Genomic DNA, 19,763 nt, shown 5'->3' with positions numbered 1-19,763 from the left:
GACTACCTCCTCTCTTTTTGGCGACGATGGGTCGTCACGCGCATGTTCCAGCCGCGCTTGCGGTCATGCTCGTCGGCATGATCGGCGGCGATGTAGAAAACAAAAGGCTCCGTCCCCATGCCCTTGCGCAGCACCGTCACCGGATTTCTACTGATCACCTTCGATATCTCGCTGCCGGGATCGTTGAGATCGCCGAAGATACGCGCCCTGCCGGGGCAGGTGTTGACGCAAGACGGCTCAATGCCTTTCTCTATCCTGTGCAGGCAGAAGTCACATTTATCCGCCGCCCCGGTGACCGGGTTGATGAAACGGGCGTCATAGGGGCAGGCCTGAAGGCAGTATTTGCAGCCTATGCAGATGTCGGGATCGATGGCGACGATGCCGTCTTGGCGCTTGTACGTCGCCCCGGTAGGACAGACATCGGCGCAGGCCGCATGCCGACACTGGTTGCACAGACGCGGCAGGAAGCTGACGCTGACATTGGGGAAATCGCCCTTTTCGATATATTCGACCCAGGATCGGGTTAAACCCAGAGGGACATTAAACTCGCTCTTGCAGGCGACGGAGCAGGCATGACACCCGGAGCAGCGCCGGGTGTCGATGACCATGCCGTAACGGGGAGACTTGGCCGCCGTCGCCGCTCCGGCGGACGACGGCAGAGCCGCCGCTACCGCCACCGCTCCCGCGCCCAGACTCTTCACGATATCCCTGCGGGTCAGGTCGAGTTGGGAACCATTCATGACGGACCCCCCTTTTCGCAGTGGTTAAACGGATGCACTTACAGAACTACCGGTTCGCGAGTTTGGGGCTTTATCCGAACCGGGACAATGACCTGGGTTAATTTTTGAAAATTAACTCCCGGCTGATAACGAATCAAATATGGTGATCGCGCCAAATTTCCCGCCGGAGCCTTTCGATCTCGGGAATGTTTACCATGCGGCCTGAAAAGACGGCGACGCCGTCATTCTCCATTTTGCGAATAATGCGTGAGACGGATTCGGGGCGGGCGCCGACCATCGCCGCCATATCCGGGCGCGACAAAGGAAGCTCCAGCATCACGGCGCCGCTTTCCAGGATCGTTCCGTAATGCTTGATGAAGATCAGCAGCAGGTGAACGAGTCGGGTGCGCAGATCGAGCGTGATCAACTTAAGGATTTCCTCCTCGGCCTCGCCGAGAGCCTTTGAGGCGACGCGCAGGAACTGAACTCCCAGGTTCGGATTGTGGCCGATAAGCTCCCATACCGATGATTTGTCTATAAAGCAGATCGTGCTTTCTTTCAGAACCTCGGCGCCGGCCCGGTGGTTCTCTCCGGCAAGGAGGGGTCGGTAGCCGAGCGTGCTGCCCGACTCGGCCAACTGCCCCAACAGAACGGAATTGCCTTCGGCGTCAGCCTTGCGAATTCCCACCAGGCCTCTCTCAACGCAGTAAATTCCCCGGCAGGGATCGCCTTCGTGAAAAACAAACTCGCCACGGGCGTACTGTCGACAGACTTTCTTCGAGTCGAGAAACTCAAGCTCCCGTAGAGTCAAAACGCTCCACTCGGAATGATTCCTCATTTGGCAGGTGAAGCAACTCACGCGGGGTTCTGTATTCTTTTCCTTGACCATTGCCCGTTATGCTCCACGACCATGAAAACAAGATCATGCCTTCCAGTGTAGCTGTTTTTACGCCGATAGTCTTGTATATGGTTTGTCATGTCTGTTGCCGAGAACAAAAATAAAATAGAAATCCTGGTGCTGGGCGCCGGCGTGGTCGGCGTCGCCGCCGCCTATTACCTCGCTCGTCGCGGCCATCAGGTCACGGTAATCGACCGTCAGGAGGGCGTCGGCCTGGAAACCAGTTTCGCCAACGGCGGCCAGATTTCGACCGGCCACGAGCCTTGGGCAAATCCATCGACTCCTTTGAAGGCGCTGAAATGGCTGGGGCGGGACGATGCGCCGCTGCTTTACCGTCTGCACGCCGATCCGGCCCTGTGGTCGTGGAGTCTGCGCTTTCTCGCCGAGTGCCTGCCCGGCAGGACGCGCCTCAACGCCGCCCGCACGTTGCGCCTCGCCCTTTACAGCCGCAAGGCGCTGGCCGAACTGAGGGCGGAGACCGCCATCGCCTATGATCAACTGACGGGCGGCATCCTGCATGTCTATCGGGAGGCGCGTGAATATCGTCGCGCCCTGAAGCAGGCGGAACTGATGAGCGGGGCGGGATGTGAACGCCTTCCGGTGGACGCCGCCGGCTGCGTAGCGTTGGAGCCGGCGTTGGCCGTCGCCCCCGCCCTTGCCGGCGGCATCCATATCCCCGGCGACGAAAGCGGCGACGCCTACAAGTTCACGGCGAGGCTGGCCGAAATCAGCGCCGGACTCGGCGTCAACTTCCTGCACGGCGTCACGGTAAAGCGCATCCATGCCGACGGCGGCAGAATCTCCGGCGTCGAGACCGACAAGGGAATGTACCGGGCCGATGTCTTCGTTTTGGCCATTGGCAGCTACGGCGCCTTGTTGGTCAGGCCGCTGGGCATCCGCCTTCCCGTCTATCCGGTCAAAGGCTACTCGGTCACCATCCCCGTTAACGACCGGAGCAGAGCGCCCATGCTCAGCATCACCCATGACGAACTGAAACTGGTCTACAGCCGTCTCGGAGACCGTCTGCGGGCGGCGGGAACGGCGGAGTTCGCCGGTTACGATACATCCGTCAACAAAACCCGCGCCCGCTCTATCCTTGACGCGGCGCTGGAGCTGTTCCCCGGCTGCGGCGACGCCGCCCAGGCGGAGTTCTGGGCCGGGCTGCGCCCCGCCACCCCGGACGGCGCGCCCATCATCGGACCGGCGAAGTATCCCAACCTGTTTTTCAACACCGGCCACGGCGCCCTCGGCTGGACCCTGGCCTGCGGCTCCGGCCGGGTGCTGGCCGACCTGGTAAGCGGCCGGCGACCCGAAATCGACATCAGCGGCTTAGGATTAGAACGATGAATATGGACGACGTTGAAATCATTGAGAAACAAACCCCTTTCACCGGCTATTTCCGCGTTGACCGCTACCGGCTGAGGCACCGCCTGTTCGAGGGCGGGTGGAGCGGCGAGATGGTGCGCGAGGTATTCGAGCGGGGCCACGCCGCCGCCGCCATCCTTTATGACCCCGACCTCGACAAGCTGGCGTTCATCGAGCAATTCCGCCCCGGCGCCTTCGCCGCCTTTTTATCGCCCCGGTTCGGCGACGACGGATCGCCGTGGCTGATCGAAATCATCGCCGGCATCATCGAGGACGGCGAAACTCCCGAAGGCGTCGCCCGGCGCGAGGCGATGGAAGAATCAAACTGCGAAATCAGGGAGATCATTCCGGTCTGCCGCTATCTGGTCAGCCCCGGCGGCTCCTCCGAGTCGGTTTTCATCTTCTGCGGCCGGATAGACGCCGCCGCCGCCGGCGGCATCCACGGCCTGGGCGACGAACACGAAAACCTGCGGGTCATAGCAGCCACGCCGAGCGAGGCCTACCAGTGGCTGGACAGCGGGAAAATCTGCAACGCCATGACCATCATCGCCCTGCAATGGTTCAGGATCAACCGCCAAAAAGTCCGCAAACAATGGCGCAAGGATGCTTGATCGCCGGCAACAGGCGATTCATTTATTCACATGGATGAACAGGATGGACAGGATAAAAATGAAGTAAAAATCCCGAATACACATGTCTATCCATGTTTGAAATCTTTGCTTCGCGTTTAGCGGGCGGCAACCTCCCCTCCTTACCAAGGAGGGGTTGGGGGAGGTTAAGGATGCTTGATCGGGGCCGGGGCCGTCGTTAGTCTTGCGTTTTTTCTTGCCACAAGGTTCTCCCCTATGGACATCCGCGACGGTTTCCTCGAAGCCATCGGCAATACCCCGCTGATCCGTCTGCGCCGGGCTTCCGAAGTTACCGGCTGCAACATTCTGGGCAAGGCCGAGTTCGCCAATCCCGGCAGTTCGGTCAAGGACCGCGCCGCCCTGTACATCGTGCGCGACGCCGAGGAGCGCGGCGAACTCAGGCCCGGCGGCGTGATCGTCGAAGGCACCGCCGGCAACACCGGCATCGGCCTCGCCCTGGTCGGCAACGCGCTGGGCTACCGCAGCGTCATCGTCATCCCCGATACCCAGAGTCAGGAAAAGAAGGACATGCTGCGTCTGTGCGGCGCCGATCTGCGCCAGGTGCCCGCCGTGCCCTACAAGAACCCCGACAACTATGTGCGTTACTCCGCTCGGCTGGCCGAGGAAATGGCAAAAAGCGAACCTAACGGCGCCGTCTGGGCCAACCAGTTCGACAATATCGCCAACCGCCGCGCCCACTACGAAACCACCGGCCCGGAAATCTGGAGGCAGACCGAAGGCGCGGTTGACGGCTTTATTTGTTCCGTCGGCACCGGGGGAACGCTGGCCGGAGTCGCCATGGCTCTGCGCGAACGCAACAAGGACGTGGTTATCGGACTTGCCGACCCGATGGGAGCGGCGCTCTACCATTACTACAAGCACGGCGAGTTGAAGGCCGAAGGCTCGTCGATTACCGAAGGCATCGGCCAAGGCCGCATTACCAAAAATCTGGAAGGCCTCAAAATCGACGAGCCTTATCAAATCCCCGACGAGGAAGCGCTGCCGATCATCTTCGACCTGTTAAAACACGAAGGGCTGTGTCTGGGAGGATCAAGCGGCGTCAACGTCGCCGGAGCCATCCGGCTGGCGAAAACCCTCGGCCCCGGCCACACTATCGTCACCATCCTCGGCGACTTCGGCAACCGCTACCAAAGCAAGCTGTTCAACCCGGCCTTCCTGCGCGGCAAAAACCTGCCGTTCCCGGAGTGGATGGCGTGATTTGATGGACTGCGCCCCGGTCAAGCAAATCCATGGAAAACTTGCATGTTTTCTATAGGTCATACACAATTATGATGCATCTTGTAACTTAACCGATAGAGGAACGACCCATGCAAAGCATGACCATGGAGCAGTTACGCGCTGCTGTCAGCGCCGGCGGCGTTGTCGGCGTCACCCTGAAAGGGGAAGGCGCCGGTTTCTTTTTGGAAATCGCCACCCGCAGCGGCCAAAACGCCGTTTTATCCAAAGCACGCAGCGTTGAGCCGCGCCGCTTCGGCAATCCCACGTCCGCGCTTGTCGTGCTGCATAATATCGGCATCGCCGTTGCCCGACTCGACGCAACCCACTGGAATCCCGGCCAAAAAGACATGAGCCGGAGCCGGCAAAAACGCGCCCAAGCCATGCGCGAGGCGCATGAGGCCGCCGCCTATAACAAGCGGCTGGCCGCCGAGATTCAGGAATCCATCGACGACCCCCGGTCAAACATTCCCCATGATGAAGTCATGGCCGAGATGGACGCCGACATTGCCGCCTTGCCGGTCGCCAAGAGAAAACACGCATGAGTCACCACAGATCACATGCGTGATGGAAACGAAGAGTGACAACCAAGACCTACCGCGTTGAATGGCGACCTATGGCCCGCGAAGACTTACGCTCCATCATTCAATACATCGGCAAGGACAACCCGACGCGCGCCAAGAACTTCGGCAAGGAACTACGCGACAAGACGAAACTGCTGACCCGGCATCCCGAGCTTGGCCGACCCGGTCGCCTGCCCGGCGTCCGAGAGCTTGTTGCACATCCTAACTACATCGTTTTTTATCGTGTGCCGGACGAGGGCCGCACAGTGCAGATTTTAAGAATGAAACACGCGACACAACAAATGTCGTCAGCAAAACCAACCTTGGCGCAAGCAAAGCGCAAACCAGCCCGTTCCTAGAACCGTTTTTGCTCTCGACAATCTTATTTTGAGCACTTGGCGGAAACAATCGCCAATGCTTTCACCGCGTCTTTCAAATCGTTTTGTTGCGAGACTATAACGGTCGTCATGCCGATAAGAATTACCGCAACGGCGATGCCGGCGATGTTGGAAACAGTCGGCTTTTCATGCGTGGCTTCAGTCATCGACTTCCCCTTCTTTTACAAAAGAATCAATCCAGGCGCCTAAACGTAACCGCCATGAAACTCACCCGAAGGGTAACCTATTTTGGTCTTTGAGAAAAGAACAACTTACGAAAACATGATTTCTAGAGCACTATCCGACCAAATTGAATCATCTGCGTTGCGCATTGGCGAGGCGATCCGCAAGACGCGACGCGAAGAGCGATGCAAAAGCATCGGTCAAACGGCGCAACGAAGCGGGCGTCCGCCAAGGCGCAACCCGAAGGGCCGGGGTCTTTTCCGACGCGGGTTTGTCAAAGGGCTTGCCCGTAGTGTACGCTACGAGCCGCGCCCTTTTCCTGCCTGCGTCGAAAAATACCTCCGGCGCAGGCGGTTCAATTTGGTCAGATAGTGCTCTAAGGTAAGCCGGACGGATGGAGTATTTCGTTCAGCAGTTGCTTAACGGACTGACGCTGGGGGCCGTCTACGGCCTGATCGCCATCGGCTACACCATGGTCTACGGCATTATCGGCATGATCAATTTCGCCCACGGCGAGATATTCATGATCGGCGCCTTCATTTCGTTGATTACCATCCTGGTTTTAACGAGTCTGGGCATCGCCTGGGCGCCTGCGGCCCTGCTCATTGCGCTGTTGGTCACCATGGCGTTGACCGCCGTCTACGGCTGGGCGCTGGAGCGGATAGCCTACCGCCCGTTGCGGGGAGCGCCCCGGCTGGCCGCCCTGATTACCGCCATCGGCATGTCCATTTTCCTCCAGAACTACGCCCAGCTTCTTCAGGGCGCCAGGGTCAAGCCCCTGCCGCCGATGATCAGCGGTGGCTTCGAGATCATGAGAGCGGGCGACTTCGGCGTCACCGTCAGTTATCTGCAAATCATTATTGTCGCGCTGACGACGGCGCTGATGGCGGCGCTTTCGCTGATTATCGCCCGCACGCCGCTGGGTCGCGCCCAACGCGCCTGCGAACAGGATATGGCCATGGCCGCCCTGCTGGGGGTTAATGTCAACAGGACCATCTCGCTGACATTCATCATGGGCGCGGCGCTGGCTTCGGTGTCCGGTCTGGTTTTCCTTCTGCACTATGGAGTGATCGACTTCTATATCGGCTTCACGGCCGGCATCAAGGCGTTCACGGCGGCGGTTCTCGGCGGCATCGGTTCGCTGCCGGGAGCGATGCTGGGCGGAGTGCTGATCGGCCTTATCGAAGTCCTGTGGTCGGGCTATTTTTCAGTCGCCTACAAGGATGTCGCCGTCTTTTCAATTCTGGTCATGGCGCTGATCTTCCGGCCCACCGGACTGCTCGGCAAACCCGACCTCGAAAAGGTGTGAGGCGATGACCGCCAAAACGCAAAACTTCAATGTCTCAGCCGTAATCAAAGAGGCGGCGCTTACTGCCATGGTAGTTCTCGGCCTTACCTTCATACTGGTCGGTTTTGAGACCAAGGACAGGCCCGGCGGCCTGGAAATAGCCACCCGCTTCGATGCCGTGGCCATGGCCGTCGCCCTCGCCTTTATCGGACGCCTAGCGGCGGCTCTGCTGCGCCGGAACAGAGGTTGGCCGGCGTTGTTCATCAGCGCCGCCGTCGCCCTTGCCGCCTTGATCGGAGTCGTCGGCGGAGTTGAGTCGTTGCAACCGTTCGGCGTTCCGGTTATCGACGCCCTTGTCGCCGTTTGCGGCCTGATCATGGCTTTACGCGCCGCGTTGACGATCCGCCGCGCCAAGTTTAGCGCCGACGCTTTTGCCGGGATACACCAAGTTACCGTCTATCTAGGTCCCCTGTTGATCGCCGTCGCCCTGATCCTGCCCCTGCTGCCGTTCGCCGATCGCCGCCTGATCGATATCGCCACCCTGGTGATCACCTACGTCATGCTCGGCTGGGGCCTCAACATCGTGGTCGGGCTGGCCGGCCTGCTCGACCTCGGCTATGTCGCCTTCTACGCGGTAGGCGCTTACAGCTACGCCCTGCTGGCCCAGAATTTCGGCTGGGGATTCTGGGTCTGCCTGCCGCTGGCCGGGATCATGGCCGCCTTCGCCGGCATTCTTCTCGGCTTTCCGGTGCTGAGGCTGAGAGGGGATTATCTCGCCATCGTCACCCTCGGCTTCGGCGAGATGGTGCATGTCTTGCTGCTCAACTGGCAGCAACTCACCAACGGCCCCAACGGCATCTCCGGCATTCCTCGGCCCGGCTTCTTCGGACTGCCGTTCAAGCAGTATCCGGCGGAAGGCGAACAGACCTTCCATAGCTTCTTCGGACTGAGTTATTCGCCCATCGACCGGATTATTTTTCTTTACTATGTAATTCTGGCGCTGGCGCTGACCGCCAACGCTTTCACCATGCGCGTCCGCAAACTGCCGGTGGGACGCGCCTGGGAGGCGCTGCGCGAGGACGAAATCGCCTGCCGCTCGCTGGGCATCAACCCGCGCAACGCCAAGCTGACGGCGTTCGCCGTCGGCGCCATGTTCGCCGGGTTCGGCGGCTCGTTCTTCGCCACCCGCCAGGGGTTCATCAGCCCGGAGAGCTTTACCTTCCTGGAATCGGCGATCATTCTGGCGATTGTCGTCCTCGGCGGCATGGGCAGCCAGATCGGGGTGGCGATCGCCGCCATCCTGCTGATCGGCGTGCCTGAGTTCTTTCGGGAGCTTCAACAGTACCGCATGTTGGTTTTCGGCGGCGCCATGATGCTGATCATGGTCTTGCGGCCGTCGGGGCTTCTCGCTCACCGCGAGCCGACCATCCGCCTGCACCCCCGCCTGCCGGGCAAAAAGCGATGAACGCCCCCCTGCTGTCGGTGGAGGGCCTGACCATGCGTTTCGGCGGCCTGACGGCTGTCGATGATGTCTCCTTTAAGGCCGCCGGCAAAAAGATCACCGCCGTCATCGGCCCCAACGGCGCCGGCAAAACCACGCTGTTCAACTGCCTGACCGGCTTCTACGCGCCGAGCGCCGGCAGTCTGCGACTGAACCATCCGCGCCACGGCGACATGCGTCTGGAAGGGATGGAGAGCTTTCGCATCGCCCGGCAGGCCGGGGTGGCGCGCACCTTCCAGAACATTCGCCTGTTCCCCAACATGACGGTTCTCGAAAACCTGATCGTCGCCCAGCACAACGCCCTGATGAAGGCCTCGGCCTACACGCTGGGCGGGCTGTTCCGGCCGGCGCGTTATGATCACGCCGAGAAGCAGGCTATCGACGCCGCCCGCTACTGGCTGGACAAGGTGGGACTGACCGCGCACGCCGACATCATGGCCGGCGCCCTGCCCTACGGCGGCGGACGCCGCCTCGAAATCGCCCGCGCCATGTGCATTGACCCGGTGCTGCTGTGCCTGGACGAGCCGGCGGCGGGTCTGAACCCCAGGGAATCCGCCGACCTCAACCGATTGATCGCCTTCATCCGCGACGAGCGCGGCATCGGCGTGCTGCTGATCGAGCACGACATGAGCGTGGTCATGGAGATTTCCGACCACATCGTGGTGCTCGACTATGGTCGAAAGATCGCCGAGGGCGCGCCTCATTACATCCGCAACAACCCCGCCGTCATCCGCGCTTACCTGGGCGAGGACGCCGACGATGCTTGACGTCTCGCGGGTTCACGCCTTCTACGGCAACATCGAGGCCCTGCGCGGCGTCGATGTGAAGGTCAACGAGGGCGAGATCGTCACCCTGATCGGGGCCAACGGCGCCGGCAAATCGACGCTGCTGATGACCATCTTCGGCAGCCCCCGCGCCAAACACGGGCGCATAACCTTCGCAGGCAAGGACATCACGGCGCTGCCCACCTTCGAAATCGCCCGCTTGGGCCTGGCCCAGGCGCCGGAGGGGCGGCGGATATTTCCCCGCATGACGGTGCTGGAAAACCTGCAAATGGGCGCCGTCGCCGGCGATCCGGAGCATTTCGACAAGGACCTGGACAGGGTGTTTTGCCTGTTCCCCATCCTCATGCAGCGCCAGAGCCAGAACGGCGGCAACCTGTCGGGCGGCGAGCAGCAGATGCTGGCCATCGGCCGCGCCCTGATGAGCCGCCCCAAGCTACTGCTGCTGGACGAGCCGTCGCTGGGGCTGGCGCCGATGCTGGTGAAGCAGATATTCCGGGTGATAAAAGAGATCAACCGACACGAGAACGTCACCATCTTCATGGTCGAGCAGAACGCCTGCCACGCCCTGAAATTGGCCCACCGGGGCTATGTCATGGTCAACGGCAGGATTGCCCTAAGCGGAAGCGGCGAGGAACTGCTGGCCGACCCGGAAATCCGCGCCTCGTACCTGGAAGGCGGACGATGAGCGCATCCCTGTAATTCCCGGTCAGGCAACCGGCGCGAAGGCTCCGTCCGCCCCTATCTGCGAAAGTTCTCCGGTGCGGATATCGAAATAACAACCGTGCAGGGCAAGGCGGCGGGCGGCGACGGCCTCCATGATCCACGGAAACGTCCTCAGGTTATCAAGCGACAGCCGCACCGTCTCATGCTCGCAGGCTTCCTGACGCGCCTCCGCCGTTTCGTGCCGGAGCGCGCGCAGTCGCGCCGTCTCGGCGATTTGAACCCACGGCCTGACGAAGTCGTGAATGTGAGACGGCGTTCCGTCCAGCAGCGCATGTACGCCGCCGCAAAGCGCGTGGCCCATGACGATGATTCGCCTGACGCCGAGCACCCGCACCCCGAATTCCAGCGCCGCGCTGGTGCCGTGGTAAGCCGCGTCGGGAACGTAGGGCGGAACCAGATTAGCCACATTGCGGATGACGAACAACGTTCCCGGCGCCGCGCTGAAAATCATCTGCGGGTCAACGCGGCTGTCCGAACAGGCGATGACGAGGGTGCGCGGTTGCTGGCCTTGCCGGCTCAGGGAGCGGAAACGCTCACGCTCACGCGGCCACACCTCGGCGCGGAAACGACGATACCCTTCGATCAGTTCCTCCATGCGGTTCCTTATGGTCCAAACCCTGCCGGTGCGCCATAATTTAATCAGATGTGGAGGCATATCCGATTATGAGCTAACCTCCCCCTGCCCCCTCCTTCGCAAGGAGGTGGTGGCGATAAATGATGACGAATGAATCTGTGCGGAGGGTGACATGAACAAAAGGCGCCGCCGGCTTATCGCCGCCGCTATTGCCGTCGCCGGCGCCGTAACCGGCTTTTCCCCGGCCAAGGCGGAGGCGGATATCGCCATCGCCGTCGCCGGCCCGATAACCGGCCAGTACGCCTCGTTCGGCGAACAGATGTACAAGGGCGCCGAAACGGCGGTCGCCGACCTCAACGCCAAGGGCGGGGTGCTGGGCCGACAACTGAAGCTGATCGTCGGCGATGACGCCTGCGATCCGAAACAGGCGGTGGCCGTCGCCAACAAGATGGCCAGCGACGGCGTTGTCTTCGTCGCCGGTCATTTCTGCTCCGGCTCGTCGATACCGGCGTCCAAGGTCTACGCCGAGGAAGGCATTTTGCAGATATCCCCGGCCTCGACCAACCCGGCGCTGACCGATGAAGGCAACCCCAACGTCTTTCGCACCTGCGGCCGCGACGACCGGCAAGGCGCCGTCGCCGGCGACTATCTGGCCGACAAGTTTCCCGGCAAAAAGATCGCCATCCTTCACGACAAGACCACCTACGGCAAGGGACTGGCCGACGAGACCGGAAAACAGTTGGCGAAACGCGGCGTAAAAGAGGCCATGTACGAGGCCTACGCCGCCGGCGAAAAGGATTACTCGGCCATCGTCACCAAACTGAAAGCGGCGGCTATTGATGTTTTGTACATCGGCGGCTACCATACCGAGGCCGGGCTGATCATCCGCCAGGCCCATGAGCAGGGCTACAAGCCGCAACTGGTTTCCGGCGACGCCCTGATCGTCAGCGAGTACTGGCAGATATCCGGCGACGCCGGCGAGGGAACGCTGATGACCTTCGGCCCCGATCCGCGCCGCAACCCTGCCGCCGTTCCCGTGGTCGAGAAGCTGCGCAAGGGCGGCTACGAGCCGGAGGGCTATACGCTTTACACCTACGCCGCCATCCAGGCCTGGGCGCAAGCGGCGGAAACCGCCGGCTCCGCCGCCCCCGCCAAGGTTATTCCCGCCCTGCATTCAGGACGGTTCGACACCGTGATCGGAACCTTCGGCTTCGACAAAAAAGGCGATATAACGGCGCCGGGCTATGTGTTTTACAAGTGGAGCAAGGGCAAATACGACTACGCCGAGTAAGATGAAATAACATGAAAAAAGACACTATCCTCGCTAACGCCGGACGCCGCCCCGAAGACAACCACGGCATCGTCAATCCGCCGGTCTACCATGCGTCCACCGTCACCTTTCCCACCGTGGCGGCGCTGGAAGCGGCGATAAGGACGCCGTTCGACCAGGTCTACTACGGACGTTTCGGCACGCCGACCACGTTCGCCCTCGAAGAAGCGGTGGCGGCGCTGGAAGGCGGCGACCGGGCGATCTCCCTGCCGTCGGGGCTGGGAGCCGTCACCGTCGCGCTGATGGCCTTCCTCGAAGCCGGCGACCATCTTCTGATGACCGACAGCGTCTACAATCCCACCCGCAAGCTGTGCGACGGCATGTTGAGGGGCTTCGGCGTCGAGACCACCTACTACGATCCGATGATCGGCGGCGGCATCGCCGAATTGATCAGGCCCGACACCAGGGCGGTGTTCGTCGAATCCCCCGGCTCGCTCGGCTTCGAGGTCCAGGACATCCCGGCCATAGCCTTGGCCGCCCACGCCTGCGGGGCCGTTGTTATCATGGACAACACCTGGAGTTCAGGGTTATATTTCAACGCCTTCGGACACGGCGTTGATGTATCGGTTCAAGCGGCCACCAAGTATATCGTCGGTCATGCCGACGCCATGCTGGGTATCGTCACCACCACCCATGAGCTGTACAAGAAGGTCAAGACGGCGGCTGTCGCCATCGGCTCATGCGCCGGTCCCGATGACTGCTACCTGGGGCTGCGCGGCCTGCGCTCGTTGAGCGTTCGCCTCGCCCGTCACCAGCAGACGGCGCTGGCGCTGGCCCGTTGGCTGGCCGAGCGCCCGGAAGTCGGTCTGGTGCTGCACCCGGCGCTGGCGGGATGTCCCGGTCATGACCTGTGGCGACGGGATTTCACCGGCGCCTCCGGCTTGTTCGGGGTGGTTCTCAAGGAGGGCTACGCCGAACAGGCGGTGGCGGCCATGCTGGACGGCCTGAAGCTATACGCCATGGGCTTCAGTTGGGGCGGCTTCGAGAGCCTGATCCTGCCCCTCGACCCGGCCCGGTCCCGCACCGCTGCCGCATGGCCGCACAAGGGCCGTTACCTCCGCATCCACGCCGGACTGGAAGACCAGGACGATCTGATCAGCGATCTGGAACAGGGCCTTGAGCGACTCAACGCTTTTTGAACGCCGCGATTACTTATCCTTTGCGTTAGCTAACGAGATGCAATTACCGTTGAGGAGTCTTTGACCATGGCCGATTTTGCTCCAACCCATCCCGGCGAAGTGCTGCGGGAGGACTTTCTCAAGCCGTTGGGCTTGAGCCAGTATGCGCTGGCCAAGGCGATCAGCGTGCCGCAGATACGCATCAGCGAGATCGTCAATGCCAAGCGGGCGGTGACGCCGGACACGGCGCTCAGACTGGCCCGCTATTTCGGCGCTTCAGCCGAGTTCTGGATCGGCATGCAGGCGACCTACGATCTAGAACTGGCCCGCGACCGGTCAGGAGCCGAGATCGAGGCCGGCGTCCATCCGAGGACGGCTTGATCTGGCGAGGCGCAAGTTTCAGCGCTTTTTAGTAAACATCAGACTCAGCGCGAACAGTCCCAGCGCCGCGACGATGATCGACGGCCCGCTCGGCGCGTCGAAGACGAACGATCCCCACAGACCGGAAGCGACGGCGACGCAACCGGCGACGGAGGCCAGCGCCGCCATCTGCTCGGGCGATGAGGCCAATGAGCGGGCGGCGGCGGCGGGAATAATCAGCAACGCCGTCACCAGCAGGATGCCGACAACCTTCATCGCCAGGGCCACCACCACCGCCAGCAGCAGCATAAAGGCCAGACGCGCTCCGGCCACCGGCGCTCCTTCGACAATGGCCAGTTCCTCGTGGACGGCGGCGGCCAACAGCGGCCTCCACAGGAAAAACAGGGACGCCGCCGCTACGGCTCCGCCGCCGTAAATCCGGGCGATGTCGCCGCCGCTCACCGCCAGAATGTCGCCGAACAAATAAGACATCAGGCCGGCGCGGGGGCCTTCGATCAGCGACAGGGCGATCACCCCGAAGGCCAGCGCCCCGTGGGAAAGTATGCCGAGCAGGGTGTCGCCGGCCAGGCTTCGCATACGCTGTAATTGAGTCAGCAGCGCGGCGACGATCAGGCAGACGACGGCCACGCCGATATCGGGGCCGATGCCCAGCAGGAACCCCAGCGCCACCCCCAGCAACGCGGCGTGAGCGAGGGTGTCGCCGAAATAGGCCAGCCGCCGCCACACCATGAAGACGCCGAACGGGCCGGCGACGGCGGCGACGCCGAAACCGCCGATCAGGGCGCGGATCAGGAAATCATCCATGCTCCCCCTCCCCGCCCGCCGCCTCATTCAGAGAAACCACCTTTCCGTCGGCGTCGTGGCCGTGATCGTGATGGTGATGGTAGACGGCAAAATTAACGGCGGCGCGTTCCCCGAAGATAGTAATAAAAGCGGGATCGCGGGACACCGTTTCCGGGTGTCCGGCGCAACAGACATGGTGGTTGAGGCAAATCACATGATCGGTGGCCGCCATCACCAGATGCAGGTCATGAGACACCATCAGCACCCCGCACCCCCTGTCGTCGCGGATACGCCCGATCAGGCGGTAGAGGTCGGCCTGGCCGCCGATGTCAACGCCTTGCGCCGGTTCGTCCAGCACCAGAAGGTCGGGATTGCGCAGCAGGGCGCGGGCCAGCATCACCCGGCGCAGTTCTCCGCCCGATATCCCGGCAAGAGGGCTGTCATGGATGTGAGCGGCCCCCACCTCGTCAAGGGCGGCCATGCGCTTTCCCTTTTCGGCATGGACGCGGGGCACGCTGATCGCCATGAACCGCCCCACCGTCATCGGCAGGGACGGGTTCGGCTCCAGGCTTTGCGGCATGTAGCCGACGGTGAGTCCGGGGCGGCGCGCAACCTTTCCCCGGTCGGGCCTCTGTAGCCCCAACATCACCCGCACCAGCGTCGTCTTGCCGGCGCCGTTGGGGCCGATCAGGGTAACGATCCCGCCCGAGGGAACGGCAATGCCGACATCGTTCAGCACCGCCCTGCCGCCGAAAGCTACGCCGATGCCGGACGCCTCTATCAGCAGGGAATTATCCAAGATCATACTTCCAATCAAAAACGGTTATTATAATGCCGCTATTGCCGAAACACAGATAATTCGGAGACAACGCCTTGTTCGAGCGGGTTACGCTTTTAATCGTCATCGCCCTGTTTGCGGCGCTTCCCGCTTCGGCGGAAACGCCCAGGGTCGCCGTCAGCATCAAGCCCGTCCATTCCCTGATCGCCGGCGTCATGGAAGGCGTCGGCGTTCCCTACCTGATCGTCAAGGGAGGCGACTCGCCCCACACCTACGCCCTCAAGCCGTCGGACAGCCGACAGCTTGGTCAGGCGCAACTGGTGTTCTGGATCGGCCCGGCTATGGAAGCCTTCCTGACCAAGCCGTTGCAAGCCCTGGCGGAAAATGCCCGCATCATTGAACTCGCCGCCGATATCCCCATCAATGTCACGGCGTCGGGGCATGAACACGAAGCGGAAGAACCGGACCTCCACCTTTGGCTCGATCCCGGCAAGGCCCGCGCCATGGTCGCCGTCGCCGTCGCCGCGTTGAGCGCCGCCGACCCGCCGAACATATTTCATTACCGCGCCAACGGCCTGCGCGTTTCGCAACGCCTCGACAACCTTGACGCGGAGATGAGGCTCAAGCTGGACAAGTTGACAAACATCCCCTTTATCGTTTTTCACAACGCCTACAGTCATCTGGCGGCGGCCTACGAGCTAAACGTCGCCGGGGTTGTCGCCTTTAACCCTGAAGTGAATCCGGGACCACGCAAACTCGCCGAGTTGCGCCACAGGATCAGCCGGCTCGGCGTGCGCTGCATATTCCGCGAACCGCAATTTGACTCCAGGCTGACGGCGACGCTGGCCGAGGGGTCGGCGGTCAGGATCGGCGTCCTTGATCCCCTCGGCAGCGACATGGAAGCCGGCCCCGATCTCTATTTCAAGATGATGTCGGCGAACGCCGAATCTCTCTCCGAATGCCTCGGCCCCCCTTGACAGAATCGCCGTGAAGTCCGAATACAGGGCGCACAGTTTCACGGAGACGATTTAATGAATGACGATGCAATAAACGCGGTGCTTGACGCCCTTAAATACAACGCGGACGGTCTGGTCCCAGCCATCGCCCAGCAATACGACAGCAAAGAGGTGTTGATGATGGCCTGGATGAACCGGGACTCGGTCGCCGAAACCCTCAAAACCGGCAGGGTCTGCTATTGGTCGCGCTCCCGCAGCAAGCTGTGGCGCAAGGGCGAGGAATCCGGTCAGGTGCAGACCTTGAAGGACTTCCGCTGGGACTGCGACGCCGACACAATTCTCGTCATGGTCGATCAAAAAGGCGTGGCCTGCCACACCGGACGCAACAACTGCTTTTACAACGCCGTCAGGGACGGCAAGGCGACAGTCATCGCCGATGTCAAGATCAACCCCGACGACCTTTATCGCTAAACTCGCGGGTATTGCGCCCTTTCGGTAAAAGGCTTATACCTGCGGACGTTACCAAACGGCATCCGGGGGGATTGTGTTGGTAGGACCATCAGGCGGCATCAAGCGAATCCTCGTCGTCGACGACAGCTCGACCGTCTGCAATTTCATTTCAGCGGGGCTGTCGGACGAGGGATTTCAAGCCATTAACGCTCTCAGCATGAAGGACGCCCTGCTTCTTAACGGCGACCAGATTCATGTCGTTCTGACGGATATCTTCATGCCCGACATGGACGGGTTCGAGGGGATAGCCGAGATTCGTCGCCGCTGGAAGAACGTCTCGGTTATCGCCATGTCCGGAGGCTTTAACGGCGTCGGACGCGACGACACGCTGATCAAGGCCCGCAGGTGCGGCGCCGACGTGGTCCTTCAGAAACCTTTCAAGATCGAGCGGCTGGTGGAAAAAATCAACTACCTGCTGCAAAAGCGAAGCGCCGCGCAAGGTCAAAGATTGCGCGTGCTGGTCGTTGAGGACAGCGGCGTACAGCGCAAGGTGATTTCCCGCATGATCGAGTCTTGCGGCTATGAGGTTTACGACGCGGAAACCATGGAGGCGGCTCTCGAATCTTCCGACATCATCGGCGTCGATCTCCTGGTGACGGATATTTTCATGCCCGGCGAAGGCGGTCTGGTAGGCATAGGGAAAATTCGCAACATTTGGCCCAACATCCGCGTTATCGCCATGTCCGGAGGATGGTCGGACGCAATGGCCGGGGAGCAGACGCTGAAGGCCGCCGGCATCGTCGGCGCCGACGCCACCCTCAAAAAGCCCTTCACCCGGGAAGCGCTCGAAGGCGCCATCGGAAAAGCCCTGCAATAACGGATTCCCTCCGGCGGCGGCGTTTTCCTACTTGTTTGCATCCTTGATCATTCGGCTCATCTTTTTATCGCTGGCGATGATGTGATCAACGATCCACAGGCGCAGGGTGTCTTCCATGGCTTCCTGATCGTCCATGTTGGGGTCTCTCTCGAATTTGGTCATGAATTCCGTATAGTCGTCGAGAAGTTTTTCGTGTTCCGCCTTGTGCTCCCAATAGTGAGGATAGGCGTCGGCCTCCATGACATGTTCCTCAAGAGCAAAGTGGGCCTGCATGCGGGCGTGGATTTCGCCGAGGGTATCCTTGATCAGCTCAATATCTTTGTCCGCGCCCTTACGCCCGGCCAACTCCCGATGCAGCTTGTTGATGTCGTCAACCAGGCAGTGGTGTTCATAGTCGAGTTCCTCGATGCCGATCAGGAACTTGTCCGACCATTCGAGAGTTGGACGTTTCATCGAACCTCCTCTTTTCCATCATGGAGCCGGAACGTCCTTTATTATCCCACATCGTCGTCATAAAAGCCAGAAGCGCCCGGTTCCGGCCCGTGCGCGTTCAATCGTTCTTTGCGCCCCGCGCAATCCATTTTCGGATCACGCCTCTTTCCTCCTTGGTTAAGGGCAGCCTTTTGAAGGGCATTCTGATTTCCTTATGGGTGCGCTTGTCGAGAACCATCATCAGGGTGCTGGTGAGCGGATCGCCGGGAATGACCGCCGGCCCGTTTTTGGTCCCCTTCATGAGGCTTTCATAAGTGGTCATGTCCAGGCCGCTCTTTTCATGTCCGGCGCCGCCCGGTTGATGACATTCCAGACACTTCATCCTGAGGACGGGAAAGACATCGCTCTTAAAACCGAAATCCCCCGCCAAGACGGCGCCGGGAATCCATGCCGCCGACGCGGCGATCAATAAAATCCGAAAGACTTTATTCATTGTAAATGCCATGTCTTTGATGAGTTTAATATCATAAAATTATAGTTCAATAATTTCTCTATGGTTTTTATTCGCGACAGTCCGGTGTATCGTCTCAGGCATGATTGTATGGCGCAAATGGGTCGGCTTCAGTTGCAGAGTCGTTATGTTGTCGGCGGTTGTCCTCGGCCTGCGGATTGTTGCCGCCGTAGCGGGGGATGAGCGGGCGAGCGCGAACACCCTTGCCGCATTTTTTGAATCCGTAGTCTTCGGAGCGGAGTATGAGGATATCGCCAAATCATCGACGATGGTCAAGAAATGGCGCTCGGCCCTGCGGATCAACGTCTCGGCCTTCGGCGGTGAAATGATCGACAAGCCGGGCGGCGGCAAGGAATTAAAGCTGGAGCAACAAAAACCCCGGCCCGAGCATGTGCAGAGCATCCAAAAGCACCTGAACACGCTGGTCAAGCTGACCGGAGTCAAGACCGAAGACGGCAAGAAGACCGGGGAAAGCCACAATTTCCTGATCAAGTTCGTGCCCAGAATGGCCATGGCCGGGCCTTTCCTGTTCAAGGGCTTCACCGGCGTTACCCCTGAAATGCTCACCGGACTGGCGACGCCGGGAGTTTGTTATTTCCTGACCGCCGCCGACGGCGCCGGCGACATTATTCTGGCGGTGATCGTCGTCAACAACCAGCTTGACGATAATCAGGTTGACGCCTGCCTTCTTGAAGAAATGACCCAGGCCCTCGGACTGCCCAACGACAGCGATCTGGTCGAGCCGTCCGTTTTCAACAACAAAAGCGTGCGGCGGACATTATCGGCCAACGACGAGATTCTTCTGCGTGTCCTTTATGACAAGCGTATGCCGGCCGGAACGCCGCGCCGGCAAGCGGTTAAAATCGCCCGCGAACTGATCAGGGACATGGAGCGGGAAAAGCAATGAACCACGTTTCCCCCATGCTTCCATGGCTCAAATGGATCGGCAGTATCACCGGCATAGCGGGAGCGCTGATCATTGCCCTCAACCTGCCCGTATCGGGATGGGGGTTCATCGCCTTCCTGGTATCCTCCGGCGCGTGGCTGGCGGCGGCGACTATCCAGCGCGACACGGCGCTGGCGCTCCTGTGCGTCGCCTACATAGCCGTTGACATACTGGGCATCTACCGCTGGCTTATTGCTTAAAAATTTCACCGTGGGCCATTCCTGTCTCGTCGGGCGAAAGTTCCTCGACCGGCGTCAGGCATATCTCGTCGACCGTTAATAAGCCGGGTTGAGTGCTGATTGAGGCATTATTACGACCCATATGGCGGCGATGATTTTGTACAAAAGTTCCCTCAGCCAC

24 protein-coding genes are annotated in these 19,763 nt (G+C 60.8%); 17 read left to right on the top strand and 7 right to left on the bottom strand.

The window, feature by feature from the left end:
• Nucleotides 1-2: 2 nt before the first annotated feature.
• Both A3H92_07420 and A3H92_07415 read right to left on the bottom strand, forming a co-directional pair.
• Nucleotides 3-608, bottom strand: coding sequence for a (4Fe-4S)-binding protein (locus A3H92_07420; protein OHC75987.1), 606 nt, complete (start codon nt 606-608; stop codon nt 3-5).
• 265 nt (nt 609-873) lie between these two features.
• On the bottom strand, nt 874-1,407 hold the full coding sequence (locus A3H92_07415; protein OHC75872.1) for a hypothetical protein: 534 nt from the start codon (nt 1,405-1,407) through the stop codon (nt 874-876).
• Nucleotides 1,408-1,722: 315 nt separating this feature from the next.
• On the opposite strand from A3H92_07415, the gene A3H92_07410 reads away from it, so the two are divergent.
• The 9 genes from A3H92_07410 to A3H92_07370 all read left to right on the top strand — a co-directional run bounded on the left by A3H92_07410 (nt 1,723) and on the right by A3H92_07370 (nt 10,229).
• Complete coding sequence (locus A3H92_07410; GenBank protein OHC75986.1) at nt 1,723-2,964, top strand: amino acid dehydrogenase; 1,242 nt, start codon at nt 1,723-1,725, stop codon at nt 2,962-2,964.
• Nucleotides 2,961-3,593, top strand: coding sequence for an ADP-ribose diphosphatase (gene nudF / locus A3H92_07405; GenBank protein OHC75871.1), 633 nt, complete (start codon nt 2,961-2,963; stop codon nt 3,591-3,593). Before A3H92_07410 ends, nudF begins: the two co-directional genes overlap by 4 nt.
• A gap of 234 nt (nt 3,594-3,827) precedes the next feature.
• A complete protein-coding gene (locus A3H92_07400; protein OHC75985.1) occupies nt 3,828-4,829 on the top strand; it encodes a cysteine synthase A in 1,002 nt (333 codons plus the stop codon).
• 110 nt (nt 4,830-4,939) lie between these two features.
• Nucleotides 4,940-5,392 carry a hypothetical protein gene (locus tag A3H92_07395; protein OHC75870.1) on the top strand — a complete coding sequence of 151 codons (453 nt, stop codon included), beginning with the start codon at nt 4,940-4,942 and terminating at the stop codon, nt 5,390-5,392.
• 71 nt (nt 5,393-5,463) lie between these two features.
• Nucleotides 5,464-5,769 carry a plasmid stabilization protein gene (locus A3H92_07390; GenBank protein OHC75869.1) on the top strand — a complete coding sequence of 102 codons (306 nt, stop codon included), beginning with the start codon at nt 5,464-5,466 and terminating at the stop codon, nt 5,767-5,769.
• A 595-nt stretch (nt 5,770-6,364) separates the two neighbouring features.
• A complete protein-coding gene (locus tag A3H92_07385) occupies nt 6,365-7,279 on the top strand; it encodes a branched-chain amino acid ABC transporter permease LivH (protein ID OHC75868.1) in 915 nt (304 codons plus the stop codon).
• Between the two features lie 4 nt (nt 7,280-7,283).
• Nucleotides 7,284-8,723: a hypothetical protein gene (locus A3H92_07380; protein ID OHC75867.1), complete on the top strand. Its 1,440-nt coding sequence runs from the start codon at nt 7,284-7,286 to the stop codon at nt 8,721-8,723.
• Nucleotides 8,720-9,526, top strand: a complete 807-nt coding sequence (locus tag A3H92_07375; protein ID OHC75866.1) for an ABC transporter ATP-binding protein — start codon at nt 8,720-8,722, stop codon at nt 9,524-9,526. Before A3H92_07380 ends, A3H92_07375 begins: the two co-directional genes overlap by 4 nt.
• A complete protein-coding gene (locus A3H92_07370; protein ID OHC75865.1) occupies nt 9,519-10,229 on the top strand; it encodes an ABC transporter ATP-binding protein in 711 nt (236 codons plus the stop codon). Before A3H92_07375 ends, A3H92_07370 begins: the two co-directional genes overlap by 8 nt.
• A 21-nt stretch (nt 10,230-10,250) precedes the next feature.
• Here A3H92_07370 and A3H92_07365 read toward each other — a convergent pair whose 3' ends face one another.
• On the bottom strand, nt 10,251-10,862 hold the full coding sequence (locus tag A3H92_07365) for a carbonic anhydrase (protein ID OHC75864.1): 612 nt from the start codon (nt 10,860-10,862) through the stop codon (nt 10,251-10,253).
• Nucleotides 10,863-11,013: 151 nt separating this feature from the next.
• On the opposite strand from A3H92_07365, the gene A3H92_07360 reads away from it, so the two are divergent.
• The 3 genes from A3H92_07360 to A3H92_07350 are packed head-to-tail and all read left to right on the top strand — an operon-like array spanning nt 11,014 to nt 13,670.
• Nucleotides 11,014-12,132, top strand: a complete 1,119-nt coding sequence (locus A3H92_07360; protein OHC75863.1) for a branched chain amino acid ABC transporter substrate-binding protein — start codon at nt 11,014-11,016, stop codon at nt 12,130-12,132.
• 11 nt (nt 12,133-12,143) lie between these two features.
• Nucleotides 12,144-13,310: a cystathionine beta-lyase gene (locus A3H92_07355; GenBank protein ID OHC75862.1), complete on the top strand. Its 1,167-nt coding sequence runs from the start codon at nt 12,144-12,146 to the stop codon at nt 13,308-13,310.
• 60 nt (nt 13,311-13,370) lie between these two features.
• On the top strand, nt 13,371-13,670 hold the full coding sequence (locus tag A3H92_07350) for an addiction module antidote protein, HigA family (GenBank protein OHC75861.1): 300 nt from the start codon (nt 13,371-13,373) through the stop codon (nt 13,668-13,670).
• A gap of 18 nt (nt 13,671-13,688) precedes the next feature.
• Here A3H92_07350 and A3H92_07345 read toward each other — a convergent pair whose 3' ends face one another.
• On the bottom strand, nt 13,689-14,474 hold the full coding sequence (locus A3H92_07345; protein OHC75860.1) for a hypothetical protein: 786 nt from the start codon (nt 14,472-14,474) through the stop codon (nt 13,689-13,691).
• The gene (locus A3H92_07340) at nt 14,467-15,258 is read right to left on the bottom strand and encodes a zinc ABC transporter ATP-binding protein (protein ID OHC75859.1); all 792 of its coding nucleotides are present in this window, start codon (nt 15,256-15,258) and stop codon (nt 14,467-14,469) included. The genes A3H92_07345 and A3H92_07340 overlap by 8 nt, the downstream gene beginning before the upstream one ends.
• A 68-nt stretch (nt 15,259-15,326) precedes the next feature.
• Between A3H92_07340 and A3H92_07335 the strand changes: the two genes are divergently transcribed.
• From A3H92_07335 to A3H92_07325, 3 genes are all read left to right on the top strand, one after another.
• Entirely contained in the window at nt 15,327-16,208 is an 882-nt protein-coding gene (locus tag A3H92_07335) for a hypothetical protein (protein ID OHC75858.1), read from the top strand.
• Nucleotides 16,209-16,262: 54 nt separating this feature from the next.
• Nucleotides 16,263-16,658, top strand: a complete 396-nt coding sequence (locus tag A3H92_07330) for a phosphoribosyl-AMP cyclohydrolase (GenBank protein ID OHC75857.1) — start codon at nt 16,263-16,265, stop codon at nt 16,656-16,658.
• Between the two features lie 73 nt (nt 16,659-16,731).
• A complete protein-coding gene (locus tag A3H92_07325; protein ID OHC75856.1) occupies nt 16,732-17,514 on the top strand; it encodes a hypothetical protein in 783 nt (260 codons plus the stop codon).
• Between the two features lie 27 nt (nt 17,515-17,541).
• Here A3H92_07325 and A3H92_07320 read toward each other — a convergent pair whose 3' ends face one another.
• Complete coding sequence (locus A3H92_07320) at nt 17,542-17,967, bottom strand: hypothetical protein (GenBank protein OHC75855.1); 426 nt, start codon at nt 17,965-17,967, stop codon at nt 17,542-17,544.
• A gap of 97 nt (nt 17,968-18,064) precedes the next feature.
• Nucleotides 18,065-18,439 carry a hypothetical protein gene (locus A3H92_07315; protein OHC75854.1) on the bottom strand — a complete coding sequence of 125 codons (375 nt, stop codon included), beginning with the start codon at nt 18,437-18,439 and terminating at the stop codon, nt 18,065-18,067.
• Nucleotides 18,440-18,539: 100 nt separating this feature from the next.
• On the opposite strand from A3H92_07315, the gene A3H92_07310 reads away from it, so the two are divergent.
• Together A3H92_07310 and A3H92_07305 are read left to right on the top strand one after the other, a co-directional pair.
• Nucleotides 18,540-19,364, top strand: coding sequence for a hypothetical protein (locus A3H92_07310; GenBank protein OHC75853.1), 825 nt, complete (start codon nt 18,540-18,542; stop codon nt 19,362-19,364).
• Nucleotides 19,361-19,603: a hypothetical protein gene (locus A3H92_07305; protein OHC75852.1), complete on the top strand. Its 243-nt coding sequence runs from the start codon at nt 19,361-19,363 to the stop codon at nt 19,601-19,603. The genes A3H92_07310 and A3H92_07305 overlap by 4 nt, the downstream gene beginning before the upstream one ends.
• Nucleotides 19,604-19,763 lie beyond the last annotated feature (160 nt).

The sequence above is a fragment of the Rhodospirillales bacterium RIFCSPLOWO2_02_FULL_58_16 genome (assembly GCA_001830425.1).
GTDB lineage: Bacteria > Pseudomonadota > Alphaproteobacteria > Rhodospirillales > 2-02-FULL-58-16 > 2-02-FULL-58-16.
Note: the sequence above shows the minus strand (reverse complement) of the source record. Positions and strands in the feature narration are given on the sequence as shown.